This window comes from Sphingobacterium faecium, from assembly GCF_003054045.1.
Lineage (GTDB): Bacteria > Bacteroidota > Bacteroidia > Sphingobacteriales > Sphingobacteriaceae > Sphingobacterium > Sphingobacterium faecium.
This window is the reverse complement of sequence record NZ_QBKH01000005.1, coordinates 1-25,373: the sequence shown is the minus strand read 5'-3', so window position 1 is coordinate 25,373 and position 25,373 is coordinate 1. Positions and strand designations below refer to the sequence as shown.

Here is a 25,373-nt window from a genome sequence, read left to right as displayed (position 1 = left end):
AAGTAAAGCTTACTAATGAGTCGGGATTACCTTCTTAATACGACCATCTGTCCCAAACTCCATCTTATCCATACATACTTCGCGGTTAAATCCAGCCGCTTCTCCCATATGTATGCCATTAGGATAATTAAATCGGTGATATACGATATACCACTCGTCAGTACCGGGCACTTGTAATACAGAATTGTGTCCAGTTCCATAAATTCCCTTTGAAGGGTCCTTTTCAAGTACAATATTATCTTCTGGGATATGGATTGGTCCTGTCGGTGATGAAGACGTGCCATATCGTACACGATAATTTTCACTGCGCGTATCATCTTCTGACCATAAAAAATAATACGTGCCATTTCGGTAGATTACATAGACACCCTCACGAAAAGTACGATCTACGTTCAGTACCTGCATCGTATTTTGTTTAATGGAGATCATATCTTTGTTCAATTCAGCAACAGCCAGGTACCCATTACCCCAATACAAATAGCTTTTACCAGATTTAGGATCGTTAAAAACTGCAGGGTCGATTTCCTGCCCGCCTTTAATACCATTCGGTTTAAAATCGATCAATGGTTTTCCTGAATCCTTAAATGGACCTGTAGGTAGATCAGCAACAGCAACACCTATTTTTTGTGCTGCCGTAAAATAATAGTAATATTTATAATCACCCTTCACTTTTTTCTCTGCTATTGTAGGCGCCCAAGCATTCCTTGGTCCCCAGGGTACATCTTTCTTTAAATCCAAAATAACCCCTTCATCTTTCCAGTCTTTAAGATCAGTGGAAGAAAAGGTCTTAAAATAATACCCGCCCCAACCATTGAATCCGTCACTCGTTGGATAGATATAATATTTTTTGGTTTTGTTCGAATAAAGCACATCTGGATCGGCATAGAAACCATCTAATATGGGATTTTTTCTAGTTGACAACTTGATATCCGAAGGTGTTCCCCAACGATCTGTCAGCCTTTTAAATTCACTTCGCGACAAGGGGATAATAGAACCATGTCGAGGGTGAAAATCCATACTGACTTCATGATCGATGACTTTAAATCGATCCAGATCAACGGATTCACAAAATTGATATTTACCTTTACCATATACATCATACATCAAAATATAATGGTCTGAGTGGTTGAGTTTAAATACGCTAGAACCCTCTACAGCATCAGCAGTCTGCTGCTTATAACCCGGCTGTTCAATCCATTTTCCAGATGTGAGAGCATCTGTCAAGGCCAACTTGATTCCGTTACCATGTCCTTCTGTTTTATAAAATAAATAAAACAGACCATTTTTATTGATGATATCCCCATCGATGCACGATTTACCATTTTCAGGAACAAACAATACCTGAGGTTCAGATTCCAAATCTGAAAAATCAGCATTCGCATAGGCATAATAAATAATGTCAGGACCATCACCATGTTGCATTGACCAATACACCATATATTTACCAACAGCAGGATCATAGATTGTTTGTGGTGCCCATACACGCTTCAGGTTTTCATGACCTTTAAACCGTTTTTGGATATTGATCACGTGATGCTTCCAGTGAATAAGGTCTTCAGACTTTAATAAGATCATCGCACGATTGGAGTCCCAGCCTTTTGATGATGTCATATCGGTCAATACCATATAAAAGGACTTGCCATCCTCCCCACGGAGTATATGTGGATCTCGGACACCTCCTGTCGTACTGATAAGCTTAGAGTCCAATACAGGTTGATTGTTATTCAAGGCGCGATAGGTATAACCATCGGTACTGACCGCAAAGCAAACAGATTCATCCGCTACAGCATTGCCTTTAAAATAAGCAAATAAATAACCGACAAAGTCCTTTTCCGTTGGTCCAGATTTATACTCCTGTCCAATAACTGGGCTCATCATATTAATGGCAAAAAAAATGATTAAGATACTGGCTAGCTGCCATTTTCTTTTGTTCATGTAAGATTAAGTTATGAGGTAAATAAAATTAGTTTGAGCATTGTTTTTATAAATTTACGCATACAATAGCTTAATATCCACCCAAATAACCACAAATTCATTTGAAGTTTTAAAATTAAAATATAAAAAGCTATTTATTAAATGTTAAAAGTACACTTAAAAAAATAACAAATTTTTTTTAAGTGTAGCTAAAAGCTCAAGCATGGCATGACGAATTCATAGTCTCTTATTGAAGGTTTAAAAATCTATTGGTTATAACAGTTAAACAAATATAAAAAAATAAATGTAAAACAAACATTTATTTTTTTATATATAGAATGATGTCTCATTTGGTCCAGGCAAATGATCAACAGATCGATCTAGTTAACAAGGTACTATTTGTCGTGTAGGATTGATGATCATCAATTCTACACGACAAATAAATGAGCACGATGTAGAGGCTTAAAATCCAGCAGGAATTCCAAATTTATTGGTCAACGTCAATAATTCTTTGGCGGTTATGGAGATGACCGATCCATGTCTTGGTGTAAATTCGCCACCCACCGGTGTATTTTGTATAAATGTGAAATGTTCTAAATCAGCACTTTTGCAAAATTGATAATAACCTTCTGTATAGCAGTCATACATTAGGATGTATTCATCTGAATCCATCAATTTAAACACGCTAGAACCTTCCACAGGCTTCTTCTGATCCACATTTAAATGACGATATTCTGTTTGATAAGGTCCTGTTAGGCTTTTACTTGTTGCCCGCATGACGCCACTTTTAGTGCGAAAACCCCTATTCATGGTAGATAAGCCCTCATCCTTAAAAAATAAGACATAATTCTTATTTTTTTCATCGTAGACGATATCACCATCAATAGCCGCTGTTCCAAAATCAAATAATAGTTCAGGTGTACTGATATCGGTAAAATCAGCATTCGCATAAGAATAGTAAATCTTAAAATAGGGTTGTTTCTGATCTCCAACTGGATACTCCCAATCATGCCGACCGATAGAATAATAGATCATGTACTTTTGTTTATTACTGTCCCAGATGGTTTGCGGAGCCCATACTGCGTGTAAGTTATCGCGATCAAATCCTTTTAAATGAGGAAAACTTGTAGGGAAGTCAATTGCCTGATGTTCCCAGTGGATCAGATCCGTACTCTTGAGCAGTATGATGCCATCATTGCTCTGCCAGCCTTCACTTGAACGCATATCGGTCAACACCATATAAAAATACTTTCCATCGGGAGAACGCATGATATGTGGGTCGCGGATTCCTTTTTTTAAAGCAATACTATCGGATGCAAGCACCGGTTTCCCACCATGTAAAGGTTTAAAATTTAGACCATCTTTGCTAAAAGCATAGCGAAGCTGCTCACCATCTGGACTGTTGTCCGAAAAATAAGCGAATAAATAACCTACAGGTGGAGTCGCCGTATCTTTTTTATGTTGTCCACAAACAGATACGCCATGCATGATCAAGTACATGACTAGCTGCAATTGGATGATAAATGGTATCTTTTTCATGTGCTGGACTAGTTATGGGCAGGTATACGAAAAACGGTAAATGAATAAGGGGACAATTTGCAACGATCAAGCTCAATTGTTGTTGCAACAGGTTGAACAGTACGATCTGTTGGCTTTCCTGAAATAACAGTCGCCTTCACTTGTTGCTTATGAATTCCTATAGTCGAAAGATCGAGTTCAAGATCAACTTCAACAGGCAATAGATTCACTAATTTCACGATGATATCTCCAGACTTTGCGTCGCGTACGATTGACTTTCCAAGACGTTTATTGATAGCTTCATCTGGGTTAGCTAGTTGTAAATCACTAAATAGATACGTCTGACCCGCATGTTGCCCAAATGCCTGTTGGATATAATAACCAACTGTTGGTTTTACAGTTGTATTATTAAAGTAGATCAAATCGGGAGACCATTGGGTATGACCTTCTTTTGCTAATAAAGGAGCATAAGAAGTCATCGTCACAATATCAGCATTGCGCTCGACATTACACAGATGTAAGGCTTCCGCTAGCGCCGTTTCAATTGTACTGGCACGATCAGGCAGGTGTGCTGCATACTCCCCCAGATATACTTTAGACTTACTTCGATCATAGCGGTCATAGAAATCCTGATTATGGATAAACCACCCTGGCGGGTTGTAATAATGCTCATCGATCAGTGGAACTTCTAATTTCGTTGCCAAATCCCATCCTTCCACATAATCAGATCCTTCATAAAATGGACCTGCTGTGCCAATCACTTCGATATGAGGATATTTTTCCTTTACCGCCTTATTGATCATGGTAAAGCGTTCTTTAAAAATATCGGTAATTAAATCTTCATTACCGATTCCTATATATTTCAAATTAAAAGGCGCTGGATGTCCTGCATCAGCACGTTTTTTGCCCCAAACGGTATGGACAGACCCGTTCGCATACTCAATCAGATCCAAGATGTCCTGCACATAATCTCCCATTTCCTCCATGGGTATACCACACTGTTGACCACCAAGCTGATGACCGTGATGCGCCGAATTTTGACAAGGAACCCCTGCTGCCACCACTGGTACAGGTTCTGCACCCAGATCTGCACAAAATTGAAAATATTCAAAATAACCTAACCCAAAAGACTGGTGATAGCCCCAAAGATTGCGCTGTGGTTTTCGTTGTTCCACTGGACCAATGGTATTTTTCCAATGATAGATATTTTCAATCCCATCTCCGTGCGCCACACAGCCTCCCGGGAAACGTACAAAGCGTGGTTTCATATCAGCAATAGTAGTCGCGAGATCTGCTCTCAGGCCATTTTCCCTATTACGGAACGTATTTTTAGGAAATAAAGAGACCATATCCAGGTCAACTGCTCCATCTTGAGAATAGGTAATCACCAATCGGGCATCTGAAACAGTTGCATTTGCCCTCATTTCTGATGTGTACTGTTGCCATTTTTTGGACAACTTCTTTGTTCGGTTTTCCGCAATCGTATTTCCTTCTCGATCTACTAATCGAATTAGTAATTGACCCAACTGTGCCGATTTTGCACGTGAATAAACAGAAAACTTATACTGCTCCCCCTTTTTGATAGCAATCCCCCCAAATCCTTCATTGACGATTCCTGTACCATTTTTAACGTTCATGGTCACATAGTGCTGATTATTCTGATGGATCGGCGAAACGGTATCGATGGTCAATACTGCCCCATCATGTGTCGTACTCCAAGCCGTCAAGCTATTCCACTCTTTTCGATCCATGGAAGTATATTCAAATCCCCTATTTTGAATCAGCTCGGCATATAGTCCACCATCAGCGGCATAGTTGATATCTTCAAAAAATGCACCAATCAGCAAATCACTGATCTCTCGGTTAGGCGTATGCTCATCGAGCTTCAGTTTTCCTTTGATTGTCGTTAGTGATGCAAATCGAGTAGCATCGTCTGCCATACGTTCCTGATTTAACTTGCTTTTATAAGTTTCTAACTGTTGCTTTTTAATCAACTTTTCGATGGTTTGCCAGTCGACTTTATGAACCGTTCCCGGATAGATCCCATCAGCAAGACGTACCTGCTCTTTCGAGTGTTTTACCTGCGATACTTTTTTTGCAGCAGAAAATAATTTAAAATCCTTCGTTTCTACCGCATAATTTTCTGCGGTAGGTCTATCCGTTTTCCAGAGTACTTGATAGATACCGGAATTTGTATTGTAATTTAGGACTGGGCTGAGGCAGTTACCTTCTGGAAATACCAACGGATAAGACTGACTTTCCCAATGTATGAGATCTACTGACGCACTATGTGCAAAAGCGCCATCTTCTTGATTCAAACTCCAGACACAATGCCAGATACCATTGGGAGATAGCAGTAAAAACGGATCAATCATTTTCTTCTGTGTGCCCCACTGTCCATAATCTGAACGCAGAAAACTGGCCTCAGGGCCGATACTATGCCATTTCTTTTTATCAAGGCTCCACGCAAAATGTAAACCATTGTGATGGTTATTTTTCCCAGAACTATAGGCAAAAAGATAAGCCGAATCGGGTTCATTAGCGTACAGCCGGTTCTGCGTTACGGTAATGAAAAATAATAAGCATATATAAATGAGCTGTTTTTTCATCAGAATAAAATTATTTTGGTTATTCATTTTCAATGAATCAACTTACATTACTGCTCTCCTTGTGGTTAATTCTCAAGCTAGCAATAACGATAAGTAGATCATTCACCATGTATATCAGGAATATATAAAAGTCCTAGATGGCACCAAGTAAAATAGGAGCGTATAGTAGCCACACAGTTCAAACCCTATCACGAAAAACTGTTTCAAATCAGCTGTACAGGTATCATGATCCTTGAATTTAATTACAATGTAAAACAGTAACTTAGTCCGCCAAAAAGCACCAACACAACCATATGCTTGCTTTCAGTTAGGTTTCAAACCCTGCTGACTTACCTCCTTTTCTACATCACCTATAATCGCATTCAATCCCAGCTACCAGATAAACATCTACACAACACAGATGTCTATTACAGCTCTATTTTAAAGGCTATTTAATCGACTCCCCATTCCAAATGGCACCAAGTAGAACTCAAATCTTATCCAAACCCGCATTGAGTGACACGACCCTGCCGATGGCAGCATCATAAATACAACAGGGTAAAGACAATGATCCGATCATGAGCCTATTTATCTTCTGATACCTAGGTGGAGGTATCAGCTTTAAAATATAGTGCTCAGCTGTCTAAGACAAGCTTCGTTTAGTTCATGGTGATTTGCACACGGATGTGCCACTCATGATCAGATCATTGCAAAAGTAAAGCTTACTGTACAGGCAGTTTAATGACTGTCAATGAGTACGGAGCAAAAGTATCTGAGATTTTTTTCCCATTATACTTGACCTCTTCCACTTTTGGTTGTATTTTCAACGGTTCTTCAAAACTAGTTGTAATACTTAAGTCCGGGTTTGCCAATGTGGTTTTCACAGCGGCCGGTTTCAGTTTTTTCTGCGAATTGATCTCAAAATTAGCTTGAACAGGTTTATTGTTATAATTAACCAATTTGATAATCAACTCCTTCGCTTTACTGTCATATACAGCTGAAGCAAATAAACTGTCCTGACCAGCAACTGCCTTTCCATTCCATTGAAGTGGTATAATATCTGTACCAGTATGTGTCGAGTACAATTTTTGCACCTGATAACTCGGTGTACCGTATGCCTGTAGATTATCGACCCAAATCAAATCTGGACTCCATTGCCAACCATCTACATGACCAAACAAGGGTGCATAGGATGCCATTTGAACGACATCGGCATTGCGTTCCAAGCCAGTCAAGAAAGCCGCTTCCGAAAGTGCAGCCTCCCAAGTACTGCGCCCTGGACCATTTGGCCGGGTAGTATGCGAAGCATATTCGCCAGCAAATACTTTCGGTCCTTTTCGGTCATAATCATCATAGCGAGAGACACTGGACAAAAACCACGATGGTGGTCGATAATAATGCTCATCAATGATATCGATTTTCATATCCCGAAGCTGCTCATCCAGATAGGCAAAACGTTCTCCATCAGGATCTGTTCCTGAACTGGCAATAATGGCTATTTCTGGATGTTTGTCGTTTAAAACTTTTTTAAATGCAGCTAAACGCTCCACATACTGAGGACCCCAGTTTTCATTTCCCACGCCCAACATCTCCAGGTTAAAGGGTGCTGGATGCCCCATATCAGACCGGAGCTTACCCCAAGTTGTGGTCACTGGCCCATTAGCAAATTCAATGAGGTCCAAGGCATCTTGTATATACGTATCCAACTCATCCATTGGGACAAGTTCTCCGGTATTAAACTGGCAGGCCATCCCGCAGTTTAATATCGGCACAGCCTTAGCACCAATATCTTCCGCCATTAAGAAATATTCATAAAATCCCAATCCAAATGTTTGAAAATAATCCGGTGCAGGTCTATGTTTGAATTCCGTATTCCAGCGATTGATGATCAGCTCGCGTTCTTCAATCGGTCCTACGGTCTTTTTCCATTGAAAACGGCTCGCTAAGTCTCTTCCTTCAACGATACAGCCACCTGGGAAACGAATAAATCCGGGTTTCATATCGGCCAGCATCTGTACCATATCTTTACGCAACCCTTTTGGTCTATTTTTCCAAGTCTCCGTTGGGAAAAGAGAAATCATATCAAGTTCTGCATCTCCAGAACCTTCGATCCACACATTCAACTTTCCTTTAGCAGCAGTTTCTGAAACCTTAAATTTAGAACTTCCACTTTGCCAATCACTTCCGTTGGATAGGCTTAAACTGCTTGTCCCGATCACTTTATCTTGTTCATTCAACACATCAACACGGATCCGCATTCCTGCAGAAGCTTGTTTGAACAGCAATGAAAATTCATATTGCTCTCCTTTTTTGACTCCCATACCTCGGAATCCTTCATTTTGCAGACCCAATTGGATACCGTTTGGATTATGAACTTTCAAGGACCGCGGATTGCCTTTTCGTTTGCTATTGTTCACGATGAGAAAAGTACCCTCAGGTTCTTTGGTCAATTTCTTCCAACCCATCCAAGGTTCATCAAACTCAAACGATCTATTTTTAACCAATTCGGCATAGATGCCCCCATCGGCACCCATATTAATATCTTCGAAGAAGACCCCCCACATATCGGAGGACATCTTGCCCGATGGTCGATCAAGATCTACTTTAAAATTTACAGGACTTTGTGCAAATAAAGGTGTAGAACTAACCATTAAAGCTGTTAATAGTATCTCAATTTTTTTCATCCTTTATTATCTTATCGTAAATCTATATTCTGATTTCGTCTTATATGTCTGGTCAGGTTTCACTACCGTTGAAGCAAATGAAGGATGATTAGGTGCATCCGGATAGTGCTGCGTTTCCAAACAAAACGCCGAACGGAACGGATATACTAAACCATTTTTCCCTTTAGGATCCGTGTCAGACATAAAATTACCACTATAGAACTGCAATCCTGGTTCTGTGGTCCATACCTGCATTTCTATCCCCGTTTTTGGTGCATAAACTGCAGCAACTTTTCTAAAACCAGTAGATTTTGCCAATTCAAAGTTATGATCATAGCCTTTTCCGATTTTCAATTGCGCATTGTCAACCTCTATACGATCTCCGATTACAAATGCTTTACGGAAATCAAATGGTGTTCCATCAACCGGAATACTTTTTCCTGTCGGTATCAACGTATCATCCACTTCAGTAATGGCTTCCCCATCAATTTGCAGTTCATGATCCAATATCGTTTCAGATCCAGCACCACTCAGGTTAAAATAAGCATGATTGGTTAAGTTTAAAACCGTTTCTTTATCCGTATTGGCCTGATAATCCATGACTAATCCGCCCGTATGATTTAATGTGTAGGTAACTTGCATATTCACTTTTCCTGGGTAACCCGCCTCGCCATCAGGAGAAAGATAAGTGAATGTAATGGATGAATCCGAGCGATGAGCGACATCCCAGACTTGATTGTACACCCCGTGTGTACCCCCATGCAAGGAGTTTTTTCCATCATTCTTTTCCAATTCATATTTGACTCCTTGCAACGTGAAAGTCGCATCACCGATTCGATTTCCATAACGCCCTACTATAGCGCCATAAAAATTATCAGCATGAGCTTTATATTCCGCAGCACTGTCATACCCAAGGATCACATCCGTCAACTGACCTGCCTGATCTGGCACTTGTAAGTGGACCAACCTTGCACCATAATTGGTGAGTGCAGCTTTAAGTTTTCCATTTGCTAAGGTATACAGTTTTACCTCCTTATTGTCGATCGTCGTATCAAACGAATTGATCGTGGTATCTTGACTTGTAGCAGTATGTTGCTTATTGGAATTTTGTTGACAGGCGCATGCAAATGCGCTTGTCAACAATAGACCACTTAATATTTTATTATTCATATCATTATGGTTTACAATTTGTTAATATAATTTATATCTACCAAAAACGTACATATATTGCTGTTACTAAGAGCAGTGTGACCACGATCAATACTAAAATCGATGGCTCTACTTTGAACATCTTTTTATCAAGTACAAACGCTTTAGGATTCTCTTTTGGACCAAACAAACTCACACCGATCATCAAAGCTAATGTGAAAGCAAAAGCCAATCCCATACAGATCTGGAATGGTATTTCATACTGGCCACTTTTATTGATATAAGCGGTATACAACCAAGTTTCAGGACCAAATACTTTGGTCGCAAACTCGTTGAAAAATATCGATAAACCAAAACCTGAAATCAAACCCGTAATGGCAGCAGGACCTGTAGTACGTTTCCAAAACATCCCTAATAAAAACATCGCAAATACACCCGGGCTAATAAAACCTGTATACTTTTGAATAAAGGTAAATCCACCAGCTCCACCGATACCTAAGGTATCATTCCAAGTAAATAATACCGCGACAATGATCGATACGACAATGGTGATTTTTCCGATCCATACCATTTTCGCTTCCGATGCTGCTGTATTGATATACTTTTTATAAATATCCAACGTATAGATGGTCGCAATACTATTAGCTTTACCTGCCAGACCAGCAACAATAGCCGCCGTCAATGCTGCAAGAGCCAAACCTTTCATTCCATTTGGCAAATGTCCAAGGATAGCGGAGTATGCATTATCGGCATGAAAAACACCTCCTGGTGCCATTTCCTCTTGCAATGCCCCATTTTTATAGAGCACATAAGCAGCTATACCAGGCAACATCACGATCAGCGGCATCAACAGTTTCAAAAGACCTGCAAATAAAATTCCCATACGGGCAGTTTTTAGATCAGCCCCCAAAGCACGTTGCGTGATGTATTGGTTACATCCCCAATAATTCAAATTCACAATCCAGATACCCGCTAGATACATCCCTATTCCCGGCAACATTAAGTATTTGTTTATTTCCTCTTGTGTCGCTCCAACTCCTGGTTTATCCACGATCATTTCAAAATGTTTAGGCGAATCTTCCATAAGCTTATTGAATCCGGCCAAAACATCCTTTCCAAGACCAAAGTGCTCACTCACCAAAGTTAAAGCAACATAGGTTGTAGCAATACCTCCAATAATTAAAACCACGACTTGGATTACATCGGTAAAACCGATCACGCGCATCCCACCCAGTGTAATAATGACCGCAAATACAGCCAATGCAACCATGATCAGGTGAAAACTATCCCCGCCACCTGCCATACTCGATATGGCGATTGCACCTAGATATAAGATCGAAGTAAGGTTGACAAACACATATAAGAAAAGCCAAAAAACAGCCATAATCAGACTGGTCGTTTCATTATATCGATTGTTCAAAAATTGAGGCATCGTGAAGATCTTATTCTTCAGGTAGACCGGTATAAACCACACGGCTACAATAATTAAAGCGACTGCAGCGATTAGCTCATAGGCGGCAACGGCAATCCCCACCTCAAAGCCATTACCACTCATTCCAATAAACTGTTCGGCAGATATATTAGAAGCAATCAACGATGCTCCAATAGCCCACCAGGTCAGTGAACCTTCTGCCAAGAAATAGTCTTTACTGCTATTATTGGCAGCTGTTTTTCTGCTGTAGATCCAGAAGCCATATCCGGCTACAATAATGAAGTAGACGACAAAGATGACGTAATCTACTGTTGCAAATTTTTCCATAGTCTTGCGAGTTGCTTATCATGAAGTCCCGCTCTTTTTGGAAAAGAGCAGGACTATTTAGGTTATTTTTTCATTAAAAAATAGAGTTCATTCCACTTCAACTGGTTTTCCAGATGCGTTAGCGTTGTATTTTCATCGATCGCTACGTACTCCAATCCAGCAATTCGCGCAAAATCTTCCAGATATTCTGGTGTTAAGCTCAAACTATAAGCAGTATGGTGAGCCCCACCGGCGTAGATCCAAGCACTGCAAGCGGTCTTCATATCCGGAAGTGGTTTCCACAGGACACGTGCAACAGGTAATTTTGGCAACTCCTCTTTCACATCTACACCGACTACCTTATTGACGATCAAACGAAAGCGTGTTCCCAAATCAATCAGAGAAGCATTTAGAGCAGGTCCACTTAAGCCATCAAACACCAAACGAGCAGGATCGGCTTTGCCACCAATTCCCAAAGGATGTACTTCAATTCTAGGTTTATCAGCCGCTAAAGCCGGATCTACCTCCAACATATGCGAACCCAATACCATTTCATTCTCCGGATCAAAATGGTACGTGTAGTCTTCCATAAAAGCCGTAGTTCCAGGCAAACCCGCCCCCATTACTTTACATGCTCTCACCAAAGCTGGAGTTTTCCAATCACCCTCACCCGCAAATCCATAGCCTTCAGCCATCAATCGCTGTACGGCTAAACCAGGCAATTGGACAAGACCATGCAGATCTTCAAAAGTATCGGTAAATCCTTTGTAGTTCCCCGATTCTAAAAACTTTCTTAATCCAAGTTCAATGCGAGCTGCTTCCACCAAACTTTGGCGTTGCTCTCCTCCCGCGATAACATTGGATGCCAATTCATAAGTGGCCTCATACTCCTCCAATAAAGTATTGATTTCCGATTCTGTGACCTCAGCGATAATCGCAACAAGATCACCGACAGCATAAGTATTTACTGAAAATCCAAATTGAGTCTCTGCAGACACTTTATCCCCATCGGTAACTGCGACATAACGCATATTATCACCAAAGCGAACAAATTTAGCCCCTTGCCAATCGTGCCAAGCCGCTGCTGCACGTACCCATACTTGGATACGTTCGATCACTTCTTCGTCCTGCCAATGCCCAGTCACTACTTTTCTACCGATGTTTAAGCGCGTGACAATATGCCCAAATTCGCGATCCCCATGAGCACTTTGATTGAGATTCATAAAATCCATATCCATCGTGCTCCACGGAATATCCCGATTGTATTGCGTATGCAGATGCAATAATGGTTTCTGTAAAGCCTGCAATCCTCTAATCCACATTTTAGCCGGTGAAAAAGTATGCATCCAAGTGACCACCCCGATACAATTTGCGGCAGCATTTGCAGCAGTTAGCGTATGGTATATTTCTTCACTATTTTTCACGATAGGTTTGTACACAACCTGCACAGGAATCTGACTGTGTGCCGAAAAATATTTTGCGACCTCTTCGGCATGCAATGCAACCTGTTTTAAGGTTTCTTCACCATATAAATCCTGGCTCCCGGTAACGAACCAAACTTCCAATTTATTTAAATCGATATTCATATTTTATAGTTTATACGATTGGCTGTAGATCCAATCTCCTTTCAATTTTGTTTAGTTTATAGTTGATTATTGGTCTATTCTATTCTTGACCATAGTACGCCGCACCACCGTGCTTACGTTCGTAATGTTTTTTAATCAAAGCATCCTTCAAACGTGGCGCCTTGGGATTGATTTGTTCGGTCAGTAGTGCCATCTGTGCCACCGTTTCCAATACCGCACTGTTATATACCGATTTGGCACCTGTCTTTCCCCATGTAAAAGGAGCATGATTGCCCACGAGCACCATTTCTACCTCTTTATAATCGAGCTGATATTGATTAAAATGGTTCATGATTTGAAATCCAGTTTCATACTCGTAGTTGCCTGCAATCATATGGTCATCCATAGGTGCTGCACAGGGGATATCGGAGGTCAGGTGATCCGCATGGGTCGTTCCAAAAATAGGAATATCGCGTTGACTCTGTGCCCAGGCGGTGGCGTATGTCGAATGGGTATGTGTAATACCACCGATTCCTTCCCAATGTTTATACAGCACTGCGTGGGTTTTCGTATCCGATGAAGGTCTGAGTTTACCTTCAACGACATGACCGTCGAAATCAACGATCACCATATGGTCAGGTGTCAGTTCATCATACGGAACTCCACTGGGTTTAATGGCGAATACAGCCCGATCACGATCCGCAACACTCACATTACCAAAGGTAAAAAGGACCAATCCCAATTGAGGCAATTGCATATTGCAATGATAAGCTTCTTCTTTTATGGATGTATAACTCATGATGATATAATTTCAAAAAAATTAAAATAATGATAGCAAGTAGCGCTATTTAAGGCTTCCCCTTAGACAGCCCCTAGTTTATTTTTGCTCGATAAATGCTCCAAGCTTCTTATATTGTTCATATCGTTTCGCATAGATGGCAACCATTTCTGCACGCGGTTCGTATGTTTTCTCGAAGCCCTGTCCCATCGCTTTCATAGCATCTTCCACCTTCGGATATAGACCCGCTGCTGTAGCCGCAAACATGGCGGCTCCAAGAGCACAGGTCTGCTCAGATTTATGGATGCGGATCGGCATGTTCATCACATCAGCCATCGTCTGCATGATATAAGCGGATTTCTTCGCGACACCACCCAGGCCGATCAATCCTTTTACCGGAATACCCTGCTCCACAAAACGGTCTGCGATACTCTTGGCTCCAAAGCAAGTCGCCTCTACGATAGAGCGAAAGATTCGGACAGCATCAGTTCCAAGATGAAGACCTGATAAAGCACCCTTTAATGTTTGATCCGCATCAGGTGTACGACGTCCATTAAACCAATCAATGGCCAATTCGGAAGACTCCGTGACGGGCAATGCTTCTGCCTTTTTACTTAATTCGGGGATCAACTGGGTATCGATCAAGTTAGTTATTTTCGCTTTATCTGCTGCAGAAATGTCATCAGACTCTCCGATCAGATTCGTAATAGGCCATACTAACACTTGTTTGAACCAGGCATATGCATCTCCGAAAGCGGATTGACCAGCTTCCATACCGATCATACCTGGGATAATCGACCCATCCACCTGACCACAGATACCTCTTACCAAGGTATCACCCACTTCATCATGAGGTGCCACCAGCATATCACAAGTCGAAGTTCCCATCACTTTACTTAAGTAATAAGGTTCGATCTGCCCACCTACAGCTCCCATATGACAGTCGAAAGCACCTACACCCACCACGACCTCAGTAGACAGTCCCAATCGGTTTGCCCATTCCTCCGAAAGTGTTCCTGCAGATTCAGCTGAAGTATACGTATCGGTAAATAAACGATCAACAAGGCCGTCTAATACAGGATCCAATTCCGCAAAAAACTGATTCGGTGGAAGACCTCCAAAATCAGCTGACCACAAAGATTTGTGTCCCGCGGCACAGACACTCCGTTTAATGTCCTGAGCACGGGTGCCTCCCGTTAATAAAAATGGAATATAATCACAGTGTTCTACCCACGTATAAAGGGCATTGCGCACATCCTGATCGTCACGTAATACGTGAAGCAATTTAGCCCAAAACCATTCTGAGGAATAGATTCCACCCACATATTTTAAATAATCCGGCTCATATTTTTTTGCATGGTCATTGATCTCCTGAGCTTCTTTAACAGCCGTATGATCTTTCCAAAGCACAAACATCGCATTTGGGTTTTCAGCAAAGCGCTCGGATAAAGCGAGTGGTACTCCAGATTCATCCACAGCTACTGGGGTAGATCCAGTTGAATCTACGGAGATCGCTTTCACAGCTTTGGCAATATCCGGATTACCCGCTTTTTCAAGACATGCTTTAATGGTAGATTCCAAACCCTCGATATAGTCTAAGGGATGTTGTCTAAATTGGTTAGTCAACGGATCACAATATTGGCCACTGTTCCATCGAGGATAGTAGAATACCGCGCTAGAGATCTCTTCGCCATTCTCTGCATCGACTAAAACCGACCGAACAGAATCACTTCCGTAATCTAAGCCGATCACATATGCTTTATTCATTATTTGTAGTTTTGGTTTATAATATTGATTTATAATCTGTTATACTTCAATAACCTTTATGAATCCATCAAACGACTCGGTCTTTAAAGTAATTAATGTCAAATTAACATTTATTTTTTTAAAAAATGAAATTTTAATTTTTTTTTTCGTTGATTTGTATTGCAATAGCAATAAAATATTTCCCTGTTTGAATAAGCTAATCAATTAAATAGGTATAAAATGTATTATTTTATGAAACATTTTAGATATTGTAACAGATACGAGACATATGGTATCGCTAATTAATTATAAAACGAGACTAATCAATGATGGATTTTTACAAAAACGAACCAAGCTTATTATTAGCTGTGGACTGTATTATTTTTGGATTTAACGGCGAATCTTTAGAAATTCTGCTGATAAAACGAGGATTTGAGCCCGAACGAAATAAGTGGAGCTTAATGGGCGGATTTGTTCAACCCGATGAAAATCCACAGCAGGCTGCTTCCCGTATCTTAAAAAAACTCACTGGATTAGAGGATGTCTATATGGAAGATTGTGGCATCTTTGGTGATCCCGACCGTGAAAAGTATGGTCGCGTCGTCAGTATCGCACATTTTGCCTTGATCGATATTCACCAATATAAACATATCATCAGTGAAGAATTTGAAGCCCGCTGGTTTCCACTTAAAGAGCAACCTGATTTAATTTTTGATCACGATCAGATGATCGAAAAAGCTAAACGTGAGCTTCGCGCTAAGGCTGCTCTCTACCCTATCCTATTTGAGCTATTGCCCGAGAAATTTACGATTCCACAGATTGTTTCCCTTTACGAAGGCGTATACGATACCGAACTGGATACCCGAAATTTCAGCCGTAAACTACTTTCCTCAGAGCTGATTATTAAACTCAAGGAAAAAGATAAAGAAAACTCTAAAAAAGGAGCATTCTACTTCCGTTTGAACAAAGACATATACAAAGAAAAAATCATATCTTTTTTAAGTTATTTACCCAGTTGGTCCATTAATGGTTAATCACAACAGATCCATTCAATGAACCCTTTTTTGTGCCTTTTTAATAAATGTATACATAACATTTAATGTAAGACAAGCCGTTGTCTCCAACGGTATAACCTCAACCTGAACTGCTATGAAGCTAAAAAGAATCCTTTCCTGTATCACCTATATGGTCGTCTGTGCTACTGAATTATCAGCTCAAACAAAACCAGCATTAAGCTATTTTGATCTCCAGGATGTACGTTTACTTTCTGGTCCATTCAAACATGCTGAAGACCTGGATCTGAATTATTTATTAGAACTTGATGCCGATCGTCTGCTCGCTCCTTTCCTAAGAGAAGCCGGTTTACCACAAAAAAAAGAATCGTATACCAATTGGGAGAATACGGGACTGGATGGACATATCGGTGGACACTATATCTCTGCCTTAGCTCATATGTATGCGGCTACGGACGATGTACAGATCAAAAAAAGATTGGATTACATGTTGTCCACGCTAAAACAGTGTCAAGAGGCTAATGGAAATGGATACATTGGCGGTGTACCGGGAGGTCAAGTGATTTGGGAAGAAATCAGGCAAGGAAATATTCAAGCCGGAGGTTTCAACTTAAATAACAAATGGGTGCCTTTATATAATATCCATAAAACATATGCGGGTCTGCGCGACGCCTACCTATTGACTGGCAACGAAGAGGCTAAAGATATGCTGATCAAAATGACGGACTGGGCGATTAGGCTCGTCCAGCACTTGTCCGATCAGCAGATTCAGGACATGTTACGCAGTGAGCATGGCGGACTTAACGAAACATTTGCCGATGTAGCTGCCATCACCCAAAACCCTGCCTATTTAACCTTAGCACGCCAGTTCAGTCACCAGGAGATCTTAGATCCCTTGATCCACCATCAAGATAAATTGACCGGCAAGCATGCTAATACCCAAATTCCAAAAGTACTGGGATTTAAAAGGATAGCAGATATTGCTCAGGATGAAACCTGGGAAGATGCGGTGCGCTTTTTCTGGGAGATTGTGGTTTCGCAACGTTCGATATCCATTGGCGGCAATAGTGTCAGTGAACATTTTAATCCAACGGATGATTTTTCCAAGATGGTCCATAGTATTGAAGGTCCTGAAACTTGCAATACGTACAATATGCTTAGGTTGACAAAAATGCTTCATCAAACTAATCCGCAAGGCAAATACCTGGATTATTACGAAAGAAGTTTGTATAATCATATTTTATCCAGCCAACATCCAGAGCACGGAGGTTTTGTTTACTTCACACAAATTCGTCCGGGACATTATCGGGTATATTCACAACCTCAAACCAGTATGTGGTGCTGTGTAGGATCGGGAATAGAAAACCATGCTAAATATGGTGAAATGATCTATGCACATCAAGATGATCAGCTCTATGTCAATCTATTTATTCCCTCTCGCTTAAATTGGCATGAGCAAGGCGTTGAAGTGATACAGGAAAATAATTTTCCAGAACAAGCGAGTACGAGTCTGATTATTCATCCTAAACAAAAATCGTCGACCTTTACCTTGCATATACGTAAACCCATCTGGTTAAGTGAAGCCCCAACAGTACGTATTAATGGTCAGATATATCAGATCAAAAAAGAGGAACGAGATATACTATCCATTACACGGAAATGGAAAAAAGGCGATCGCGTAGACATCCAGCTTCCTATGGCTATCCGTGCCGAACAATTGCCCGATCGGAGTAATTACTATAGCCTACTCTATGGTCCTATTGTATTGGCGGCACGTATAGCGACCGAAACATTACCCGATTTATTGGCTGACGATAGCCGTATGGGGCATGTCGCCAAGGGCAAGCAGATCCCGTCCTCCGATTTACCTATTTTAACCAGTGAACCCTCAGCGATCCCGCAATTGGTGAAGCCCATAGCTTCAAAACCATTACATTTTTCGTTATCAGGACTTCGATTAGGAAAAGATAACGTCAATATGGAACTTGAACCCTTTTACCAAGTACACGATAGCCGCTACATCATCTATTGGCCACAGGCAACAGAAAAACAACTGACTGAAATACAAGAGAAGATGGAACGCGATGAGCTGGAAAGTTTACAATTAAATGCCTTGACCATGGATAAAGTCGTGTGTGGAGAGCAACAGCCCGAATCGGACCATTTTATTCAACAGCAAAACAGTGTTTCAGGTGTATTTGACGATACCCGCTGGCGTGAAGCTGATGGCTGGTTTAGCTACATCATGAAAAAAGAGCGTAACACAACAACTGATGTCTATATCAAATATTTAGATGAGCAAGAGCCAAGAGCGACTGAAGTATGGGTAAACGACCTATTGGTAGGAACATTATCGACAGTATCAAGTGCACCCGGTATGAAGACTGTTCGTTTTTCATGTGCACAAGAACTTTTAACAGCTCCCCAATTAAACATAAAAACAAGTGGATCCGGTCAAAATAAGAGTCATAAAATATTAGAAATCAGATTAGTGAAGCGACAGTAATCATCATTATAACCATACAGGTATTGTGACTAGGTTTAAAGAAAACAGTCACCCCTTATATTAAAGCGTCTAATTCTAATCGATAAATAGTAAGTTTATCGATTATAATTAGACGCTTATTGTTCGTTTAAAAGTTTTGTGATTAGATGTAATCCCGTTTCAATTTCTTTTTCTATTTCATCAATAGAAGAAGGAACTGCGCTTCGGGTTGCAAGCTCTTTTTCCAAATGAGTAGTCAATTTTGTCAGCTTTGTAAGTCCAGCGGTAGCAGCAGTCCCTCGCAATTTGTGCAGGCTTATTTTCATTTGGTTGATATCCCCCGCTTGCTGTACCTCTTTCAACCGAATAGCTGCTTGCTGTACTTCTGTTATAACCAGATTAAGGAAGAAAGATTTAAAGGAAAGGTCATTACCAATTTGCTCTTGCAAAGCCCCTATGTCTAAATGCTCAGCCGCATCAAACACAACCTCCTCCTCCATTACCGGAATATGAATTAACCTTTGAAGTGCACTATACAAGTCATCTTGCCTTATGGGTTTAGGAAGAAACTCTGACATTCCTGCTTGTAAACATTTTTCCTTTTCTCCACGAATATTTCCTGCGGTAATGGCGATAATAGGGGTATATTTATAACCGGGTAGCTTACGTATTTGCTTAGTTGCTTCTATGCCGTCCACTTCGGGCATCTGTACATCCATGAGGATCAGATCAAAATTAGCCTGCATACATTCCAATATAGCTTCTTCCCCATTATAAACCGTTACCAAATCGGCATTGGGCATAATGGATGCCATCATACGCTGATTGAGCGCCATATTGACCGTGTTATCATCTGCCAAAAGCACCCTTGCGCTATGCTTCTGAAATGTTGATAAAGTATTTCCCGAATCTTGCTTACCAAAACTCAGATCAGTCTTATTCTGTTGTATAACCTTATTGAGCATACGATATAGTTCATCTGAACGGAATGGTTTTAATAAACAAAACGATCGATCTTGTTGACGAAAAGCAGAAATGACCTCATGTTCCTCTGACGAGGTATGTAACACGATTAGCGGTATGCTTTCTTCCTGTTTATAAAACAATTCCTTGATCTTTTGGATGGTTTCCAAGCCAGAAAGAATAGGCATATGATAGTCCATTAAAATGACATCAAAACGTTCTCCGTTCATCAATAACTGTAAGGCTGCTAAGCCATTTTCCGCATGGACAGCATGGACACCTTTATAAGTGAGCATATGTTCTATAATGGTTCTATTGTTAGCATTGTCATCAACGATCAGTACACGATTTAGTGGAAGCTTGTTAAATTCTTCTTTTTCACCCTCTTCATATTTCATTTCAAGATCAAAGTAAAATACGGATCCTTTATGCAGCTCACTTTGCAAGCAAAGCGTACTTTTCATATATTTCAATAAATTATTTGATATGGTCAAGCCTAGACCTGTACCTCCGTATCGCTTGCTAACCGAGCTATCCTCTTGGGTAAAAGCATCGAAAATACGTTGCTGCTTTTCGATAGGTATACCGATGCCCGTATCCCGGACAGAAAATCGTAATTTAATTTGATCATCCGCACTGCTTAATTTTTCAATTTTCAACTCGATCTCACCGGTCTCCGTAAATTTAACAGCATTACCCAATAAATTGATCAAAATCTGCTTGACACGGGCTTCATCGATCCAGATATTTTGCGGTAATCCTTGTTCAATATTCAGCAGAAGTTCCACATCCTTACGCTGTGCCTGATACAGAATAACATTGATGACCTGGTGTGCCAGATCGTACACATTAAATTTATCAATATAAAGTTCCAGTTTGCCCGATTCAATTTTCGAGAAATCCAAGATATCGTTAATAATATTTAACAAGCTACTTCCTGACTCATTGATATAATTTAGATATTGCTTTTGCACATCATTGAGGGGAGTTTTGAGCAGCAGATCGGAAAATCCAATTACCCCATTCAGAGGAGTTCTAATTTCGTGGCTCATATTAGCTAAAAATTCAGATTTAGCTTTGCTAGCCAAGTCCGCTAGCTTTTTAGCCTGTTTTAACTCCAGATTTACCTGAACCGATTCGCTGATATTCTGGGTAAAGATAATAATCCCTCCAATGCTTCCATCAGCAAGATGCCAAGGTCTGACTTCCCAATTAAGATGTTGAGGTTCCGGATAGCCTTCTACATCCATCAACTCATCCCTATTTCTATAAGCTTGACCTTGAAGTGCCTGGTTATAAATATTTTTTCTATGTTCTGGAATATCAGGAAAAAGATCAAATAAATTTTGATCTAAAATGGATTGCTCTTCTTTATGAAAATCATCCATCCATTGATTACTTACCGAAACATAACGAAAATCGCGATCAAACATCGCTACAGATGCCGGTACGTAGTCCACAAATGCCTGTAACATCGCTTCCTTGCGTGCCAATTCCAGATACAGCTTTTTACTCATGTCAATATCTTGGATAATACCGAACACGCGCTTGCAGATTCCTTTTTCAAATTCAGGAATACCCTTTACACGAACCCATATGACCTCACCATTTGCTTTTTTGAGTCGCAATTCGACATCATAAGAAGAACCATCTATGATCGATTGATTAAATATCTTAGTGAGTTTTGATTGGCTTTCTTCTTCATAAAAACCGATAGCATGTTCAAAATCAGGCATAAACTCTTTTTGGACACCATGAATTAATTTTGTAGAATCTGACCAAAATACTTTATCTTCTTCCAGATTGACTTCCCATCCACCTACCTGTGCCACGGCATTGGTTTGTTCCAATATCTGTTTGGTATGTAATAAGTCATTTTCCAGCTGTATTCTCTCCGTCATATTGAGAGCCGTGCTCACCACATAAGCCTTACCATCCACATCTTTTTCCAGCATATTATGATACAGCCAATAGATCTTTTCACCCTCTTTTGACTTCAGAATCATCATGCCCGAATCCTCACCTTTAGATTTGATCCGTTCTAGGTACTCATTAAGACGAACTAAGTGGTGATTCGGGACAAGTTGTTTGAGATTGAGGCTTTGAACTTCATCCTTTGAATATTTGAGCAGATTACGTCCTTTTTCATTGACTTCGAGTATATTTCCTTCCAGATCGTGCATACTCATCAAGCCTATCCCATTTTCAAAAAAATTACGAAAACGGCGCTCTGAATTCTCCAGCTTCAATTGTTCTTCATGCTCATGGGTCACATTACGTCCGAAAGCAAAAATTTCAGAAGTATGGGCATCATATTTAAAAAACCATTCGATAATAACATCGCTATTACCTGTCTGTGGTATAACAGTTGTATATTGGATCGCCTGATTAGATTCAGCAATTTCATTTAAATAATATTGAAAATCTGCTGTATTATGATGGAGTGCTGTGAGAAATGAAGTTCCTAAGACTTCAACCTTTTTTACTTTTAACACTTCCACAAAAGCAGGGTTGATCTCCTTGATCAAGTATTGGCCATCTAAGACACAAATTAAGTTATTCGTGATGTGAAAAATCTCTTCAAAATAACCAGCCTGTATTTTACGCCTTTTACCCAACAGAATTTTTGTAACAGCCTTACCAAGCTGTTCCAAAGAATCCACCTGTTTTGCTGTTAGTGATTTAGGTTCAAAATCGATTACACAAATCGTCCCTAAAGCATTTCCTTCATCATCCATTAAAGCAACGCCAGCATAAAAACGAATATTCCCTTCCCGAATCAATGGATTGGTTGACGTCCTGGGATCTTCCATTGTGTCGGAGATGACCAGAACATCTTTACTCATTATGGTGTACTGGCATACCGTATTGCGCCGCTCGACTGAATCCAATTCCATTCCGACACAACTCTGTATCCGTTGTGTATCCTCTTCCATCATAGCGATAAGCGAAGCAGGACAATCTGTTATGAGACAAGCCGCCTGAGCGAACACATCAAGATCTGGGTCTTTCCCTAGTCCTAATAGTTCATATGATCTTAACTGACGGATGCGCTCCAATTCGTTCATCGGGAGTGGGTAGTTTTCCATACCTTATTAAATAAATAGACGTATTAGTTTTAATCTGTGAAAATAATAAAAAACATTTAACCTTTTACATAAACAAGATAAGAATTATAGCATTAATTTTAAATAATAATTTATAGTAATATTCTAGTAAGATATTATCAATTTAACCACAAAAACAACTTAAGTACTCCTATGTTAATCATATATAGGACTTTGTATCCATAGAAAATTCAATCTACTTTGAAAGTTGTCAACCCATTCTTATCACTTGCCATTTTTCAATAAAATCTATCATTATATTTGATATGAAAAGTAGATAAAGCTCAATTGTCAGTTCTCTAAACGGTATCGATATACCTATATAAACATAAAATAGCCCTAAGAAACACTCCTCCGGGCTGCCTTTTCAACATGAATTAATATCAATATACATTAATGCGAGATTTCTCTCTAATTATTTCTTCTGCCAAAACCTGTTTTATCCTACCTTCATATGTACTATGATCATTATGTGGACTTATGCGATAAAAATATAGTACATTTTCTACAAATTTTAATTTGTCGTAGCCTGCTAATTCAAGTAAAGGGAGCATATAAGCCATATCACCTGTTGCCATAAAAAAATTGCCCTCCTTATCTTTTAAAAATTCACCATTTGGGTCACATTTCATAAAGCGGTCAAATAAGCTTTTTTTAAATGTTTTGAGATGAGAAGCTTTCCATGTTGCTTTTCGTAAATCTTCATATTCATCGAGTGTATAATTCCTACATAAACCGGTCCTTCCAAAATTATCAATATATTGTCCATATGTTATTAAGAACCCTTCATTGTAATAGTAATTTAGGATTTGTAAGGTATAATTTCCAAATAAACAATCGTCACCATCTACCCATACTACAACTTGGTCCTCTTCAATATTTAAAGTCTTGAGAGCGTGATATAAATTTGCTACTGCACCCATAGACTCAGAATTGCGTATCATTTTTATTCGATCGTCCTGAAATACTATTGCGTCTAAAGTTCCATCAGTTGAACAATCATCAAGTAGATATATTGTAAAATGAACATATTCTTGCTTCAGAATTGATTCTATACAATCATTAATGTAGTTTTTAACATTTTTAAAAGGAACAAGAAATACAAAGTGATGCAAATTTTCTTTCATAAGAAATAATTTAATTTTATGATATACTTGGTTATTTATTTTTTTTAAAATTTCAGTGATTTCGTAAGATTCAACCAAATTCTTTTTATGATGGACTGGTCCTCAGTGATGATGTCTGCGTCGGCCAGAATACCCGGTTTCAGCTTGATGACCGAATCTTTTTCATTTCTGTTCAAAATCACCTTCGAGAAGAAAACACTGTCCCTGATCGGTATGTCGGATATGTAATCGATGCTTCCTCTTAGGTAACCATACTCCTGATAGGGATAGCTCTGTACTTTGATCAACACCTCCTGTCCCACTTTCACTTTCGATGACTTGCTCTGTGGAATCAGTATCTCGCCATAATAATCTTCCTTATTGGCATTGACATAAAACAGCTCTTCTCCCATTTTGATCAGTTGATTTTCCTGTAAGAAATCACCATAGATCAAAGTGCCCTTTGAAGGACTACTGATCACATACTGTTTTTTCCAATTTTCAGCATCACTGATGAACGTGTTCAGCGATTGATAGAATTTCTTTTCTTCTTCAAACATCTGATTGTTGATCTCGGACATCTCCTTGTCTTTAGAAAGCCGGCTGCTCTGGTTACCGATGATCGTATTTTCAGTCTGTGGGATAGACTGCCGCTTGGCGAGCAGAAGTGCTTCTTTCTGCTGCAGTTCAAGCTGGCTGATCACTTTCTTTTCGGCCAGGATCTGGTATTTGGCATATTCTTCTTCGGCAAGTGCCAGTTCTCTTTTCTGAAGATCGAAGCTCTGCTGGATTCTGTGGCTCTGTTCATTGATATATTTGACTTCATTCTGAATAAAGCTTTTTCGTTTCTGGTAGATGCCTTCTTTGTTGATCGCAACATAATTCAGATAGGCCAGATAAAAGTTCTGATAGCTGTTCTGAACTTCCCCTAGTTCCAGTTCTGTTGGGGTTACGATATCTGTTAGATCTGCCAGTTCGATGGTACTGCTCCGCACCTGCTTCATCTTATCGAGCAAATGGAGTACCTGATGGTGATCTGC

Annotated in this window: 14 protein-coding genes; 2 read left to right on the top strand and 12 right to left on the bottom strand. The window is 39.9% G+C overall.

Features of this window, described 5'->3' with window-relative positions; genetic code table 11:
- Nucleotides 1-12: 12 nt before the first annotated feature.
- The 9 genes from C8N37_RS14175 to C8N37_RS14135 form a co-directional block, all read right to left on the bottom strand.
- Complete coding sequence (locus C8N37_RS14175) at nt 13-1,935, bottom strand: family 43 glycosylhydrolase (RefSeq protein ID WP_211322263.1); 1,923 nt, start codon at nt 1,933-1,935, stop codon at nt 13-15.
- A gap of 441 nt (nt 1,936-2,376) precedes the next feature.
- Nucleotides 2,377-3,453 carry a glycoside hydrolase family 43 protein gene (locus tag C8N37_RS14170; protein ID WP_211322262.1) on the bottom strand — a complete coding sequence of 359 codons (1,077 nt, stop codon included), beginning with the start codon at nt 3,451-3,453 and terminating at the stop codon, nt 2,377-2,379.
- An 8-nt stretch (nt 3,454-3,461) separates the two neighbouring features.
- A complete protein-coding gene (locus C8N37_RS14165) occupies nt 3,462-6,041 on the bottom strand; it encodes an alpha-L-arabinofuranosidase C-terminal domain-containing protein (RefSeq protein WP_108159895.1) in 2,580 nt (859 codons plus the stop codon).
- A 701-nt stretch (nt 6,042-6,742) separates the two neighbouring features.
- Nucleotides 6,743-8,704, bottom strand: a complete 1,962-nt coding sequence (locus C8N37_RS14160) for an alpha-L-arabinofuranosidase C-terminal domain-containing protein (protein WP_108159507.1) — start codon at nt 8,702-8,704, stop codon at nt 6,743-6,745.
- A 6-nt stretch (nt 8,705-8,710) separates the two neighbouring features.
- A complete protein-coding gene (locus C8N37_RS14155) occupies nt 8,711-9,853 on the bottom strand; it encodes an aldose epimerase family protein (protein WP_108159506.1) in 1,143 nt (380 codons plus the stop codon).
- Between the two features lie 37 nt (nt 9,854-9,890).
- Nucleotides 9,891-11,591: a sodium:solute symporter family transporter gene (locus C8N37_RS14150; RefSeq protein WP_108159505.1), complete on the bottom strand. Its 1,701-nt coding sequence runs from the start codon at nt 11,589-11,591 to the stop codon at nt 9,891-9,893.
- Between the two features lie 62 nt (nt 11,592-11,653).
- Nucleotides 11,654-13,156, bottom strand: a complete 1,503-nt coding sequence (araA, locus tag C8N37_RS14145; RefSeq protein WP_108159504.1) for an L-arabinose isomerase — start codon at nt 13,154-13,156, stop codon at nt 11,654-11,656.
- Nucleotides 13,157-13,235: 79 nt separating this feature from the next.
- Nucleotides 13,236-13,934, bottom strand: a complete 699-nt coding sequence (locus tag C8N37_RS14140) for an L-ribulose-5-phosphate 4-epimerase (RefSeq protein WP_108159503.1) — start codon at nt 13,932-13,934, stop codon at nt 13,236-13,238.
- A gap of 78 nt (nt 13,935-14,012) precedes the next feature.
- Complete coding sequence (locus C8N37_RS14135) at nt 14,013-15,680, bottom strand: ribulokinase (protein ID WP_108159502.1); 1,668 nt, start codon at nt 15,678-15,680, stop codon at nt 14,013-14,015.
- A 305-nt stretch (nt 15,681-15,985) separates the two neighbouring features.
- Here C8N37_RS14135 and C8N37_RS14130 point away from each other — a divergent pair, with 305 nt between their 5' ends.
- Nucleotides 15,986-16,693: an NUDIX hydrolase gene (locus tag C8N37_RS14130; RefSeq protein WP_307724984.1), complete on the top strand. Its 708-nt coding sequence runs from the start codon at nt 15,986-15,988 to the stop codon at nt 16,691-16,693.
- Between the two features lie 115 nt (nt 16,694-16,808).
- Nucleotides 16,809-19,178, top strand: a complete 2,370-nt coding sequence (locus tag C8N37_RS14125; RefSeq protein ID WP_108159500.1) for a glycoside hydrolase family 127 protein — start codon at nt 16,809-16,811, stop codon at nt 19,176-19,178.
- A gap of 116 nt (nt 19,179-19,294) precedes the next feature.
- Here the strand turns inward: C8N37_RS14125 and C8N37_RS14120 are convergent, their stop codons facing one another.
- From C8N37_RS14120 to C8N37_RS14110, 3 genes are all read right to left on the bottom strand, one after another.
- Complete coding sequence (locus C8N37_RS14120; protein ID WP_108159499.1) at nt 19,295-23,209, bottom strand: response regulator; 3,915 nt, start codon at nt 23,207-23,209, stop codon at nt 19,295-19,297.
- 401 nt (nt 23,210-23,610) lie between these two features.
- The gene (locus tag C8N37_RS14115) at nt 23,611-24,354 is read right to left on the bottom strand and encodes a glycosyltransferase family 2 protein (RefSeq protein WP_108159498.1); all 744 of its coding nucleotides are present in this window, start codon (nt 24,352-24,354) and stop codon (nt 23,611-23,613) included.
- A 44-nt stretch (nt 24,355-24,398) separates the two neighbouring features.
- Nucleotides 24,399-25,373: HlyD family efflux transporter periplasmic adaptor subunit (locus C8N37_RS14110; RefSeq protein WP_108159497.1), on the bottom strand; the 975-nt coding region annotated here is incomplete at its 5' end.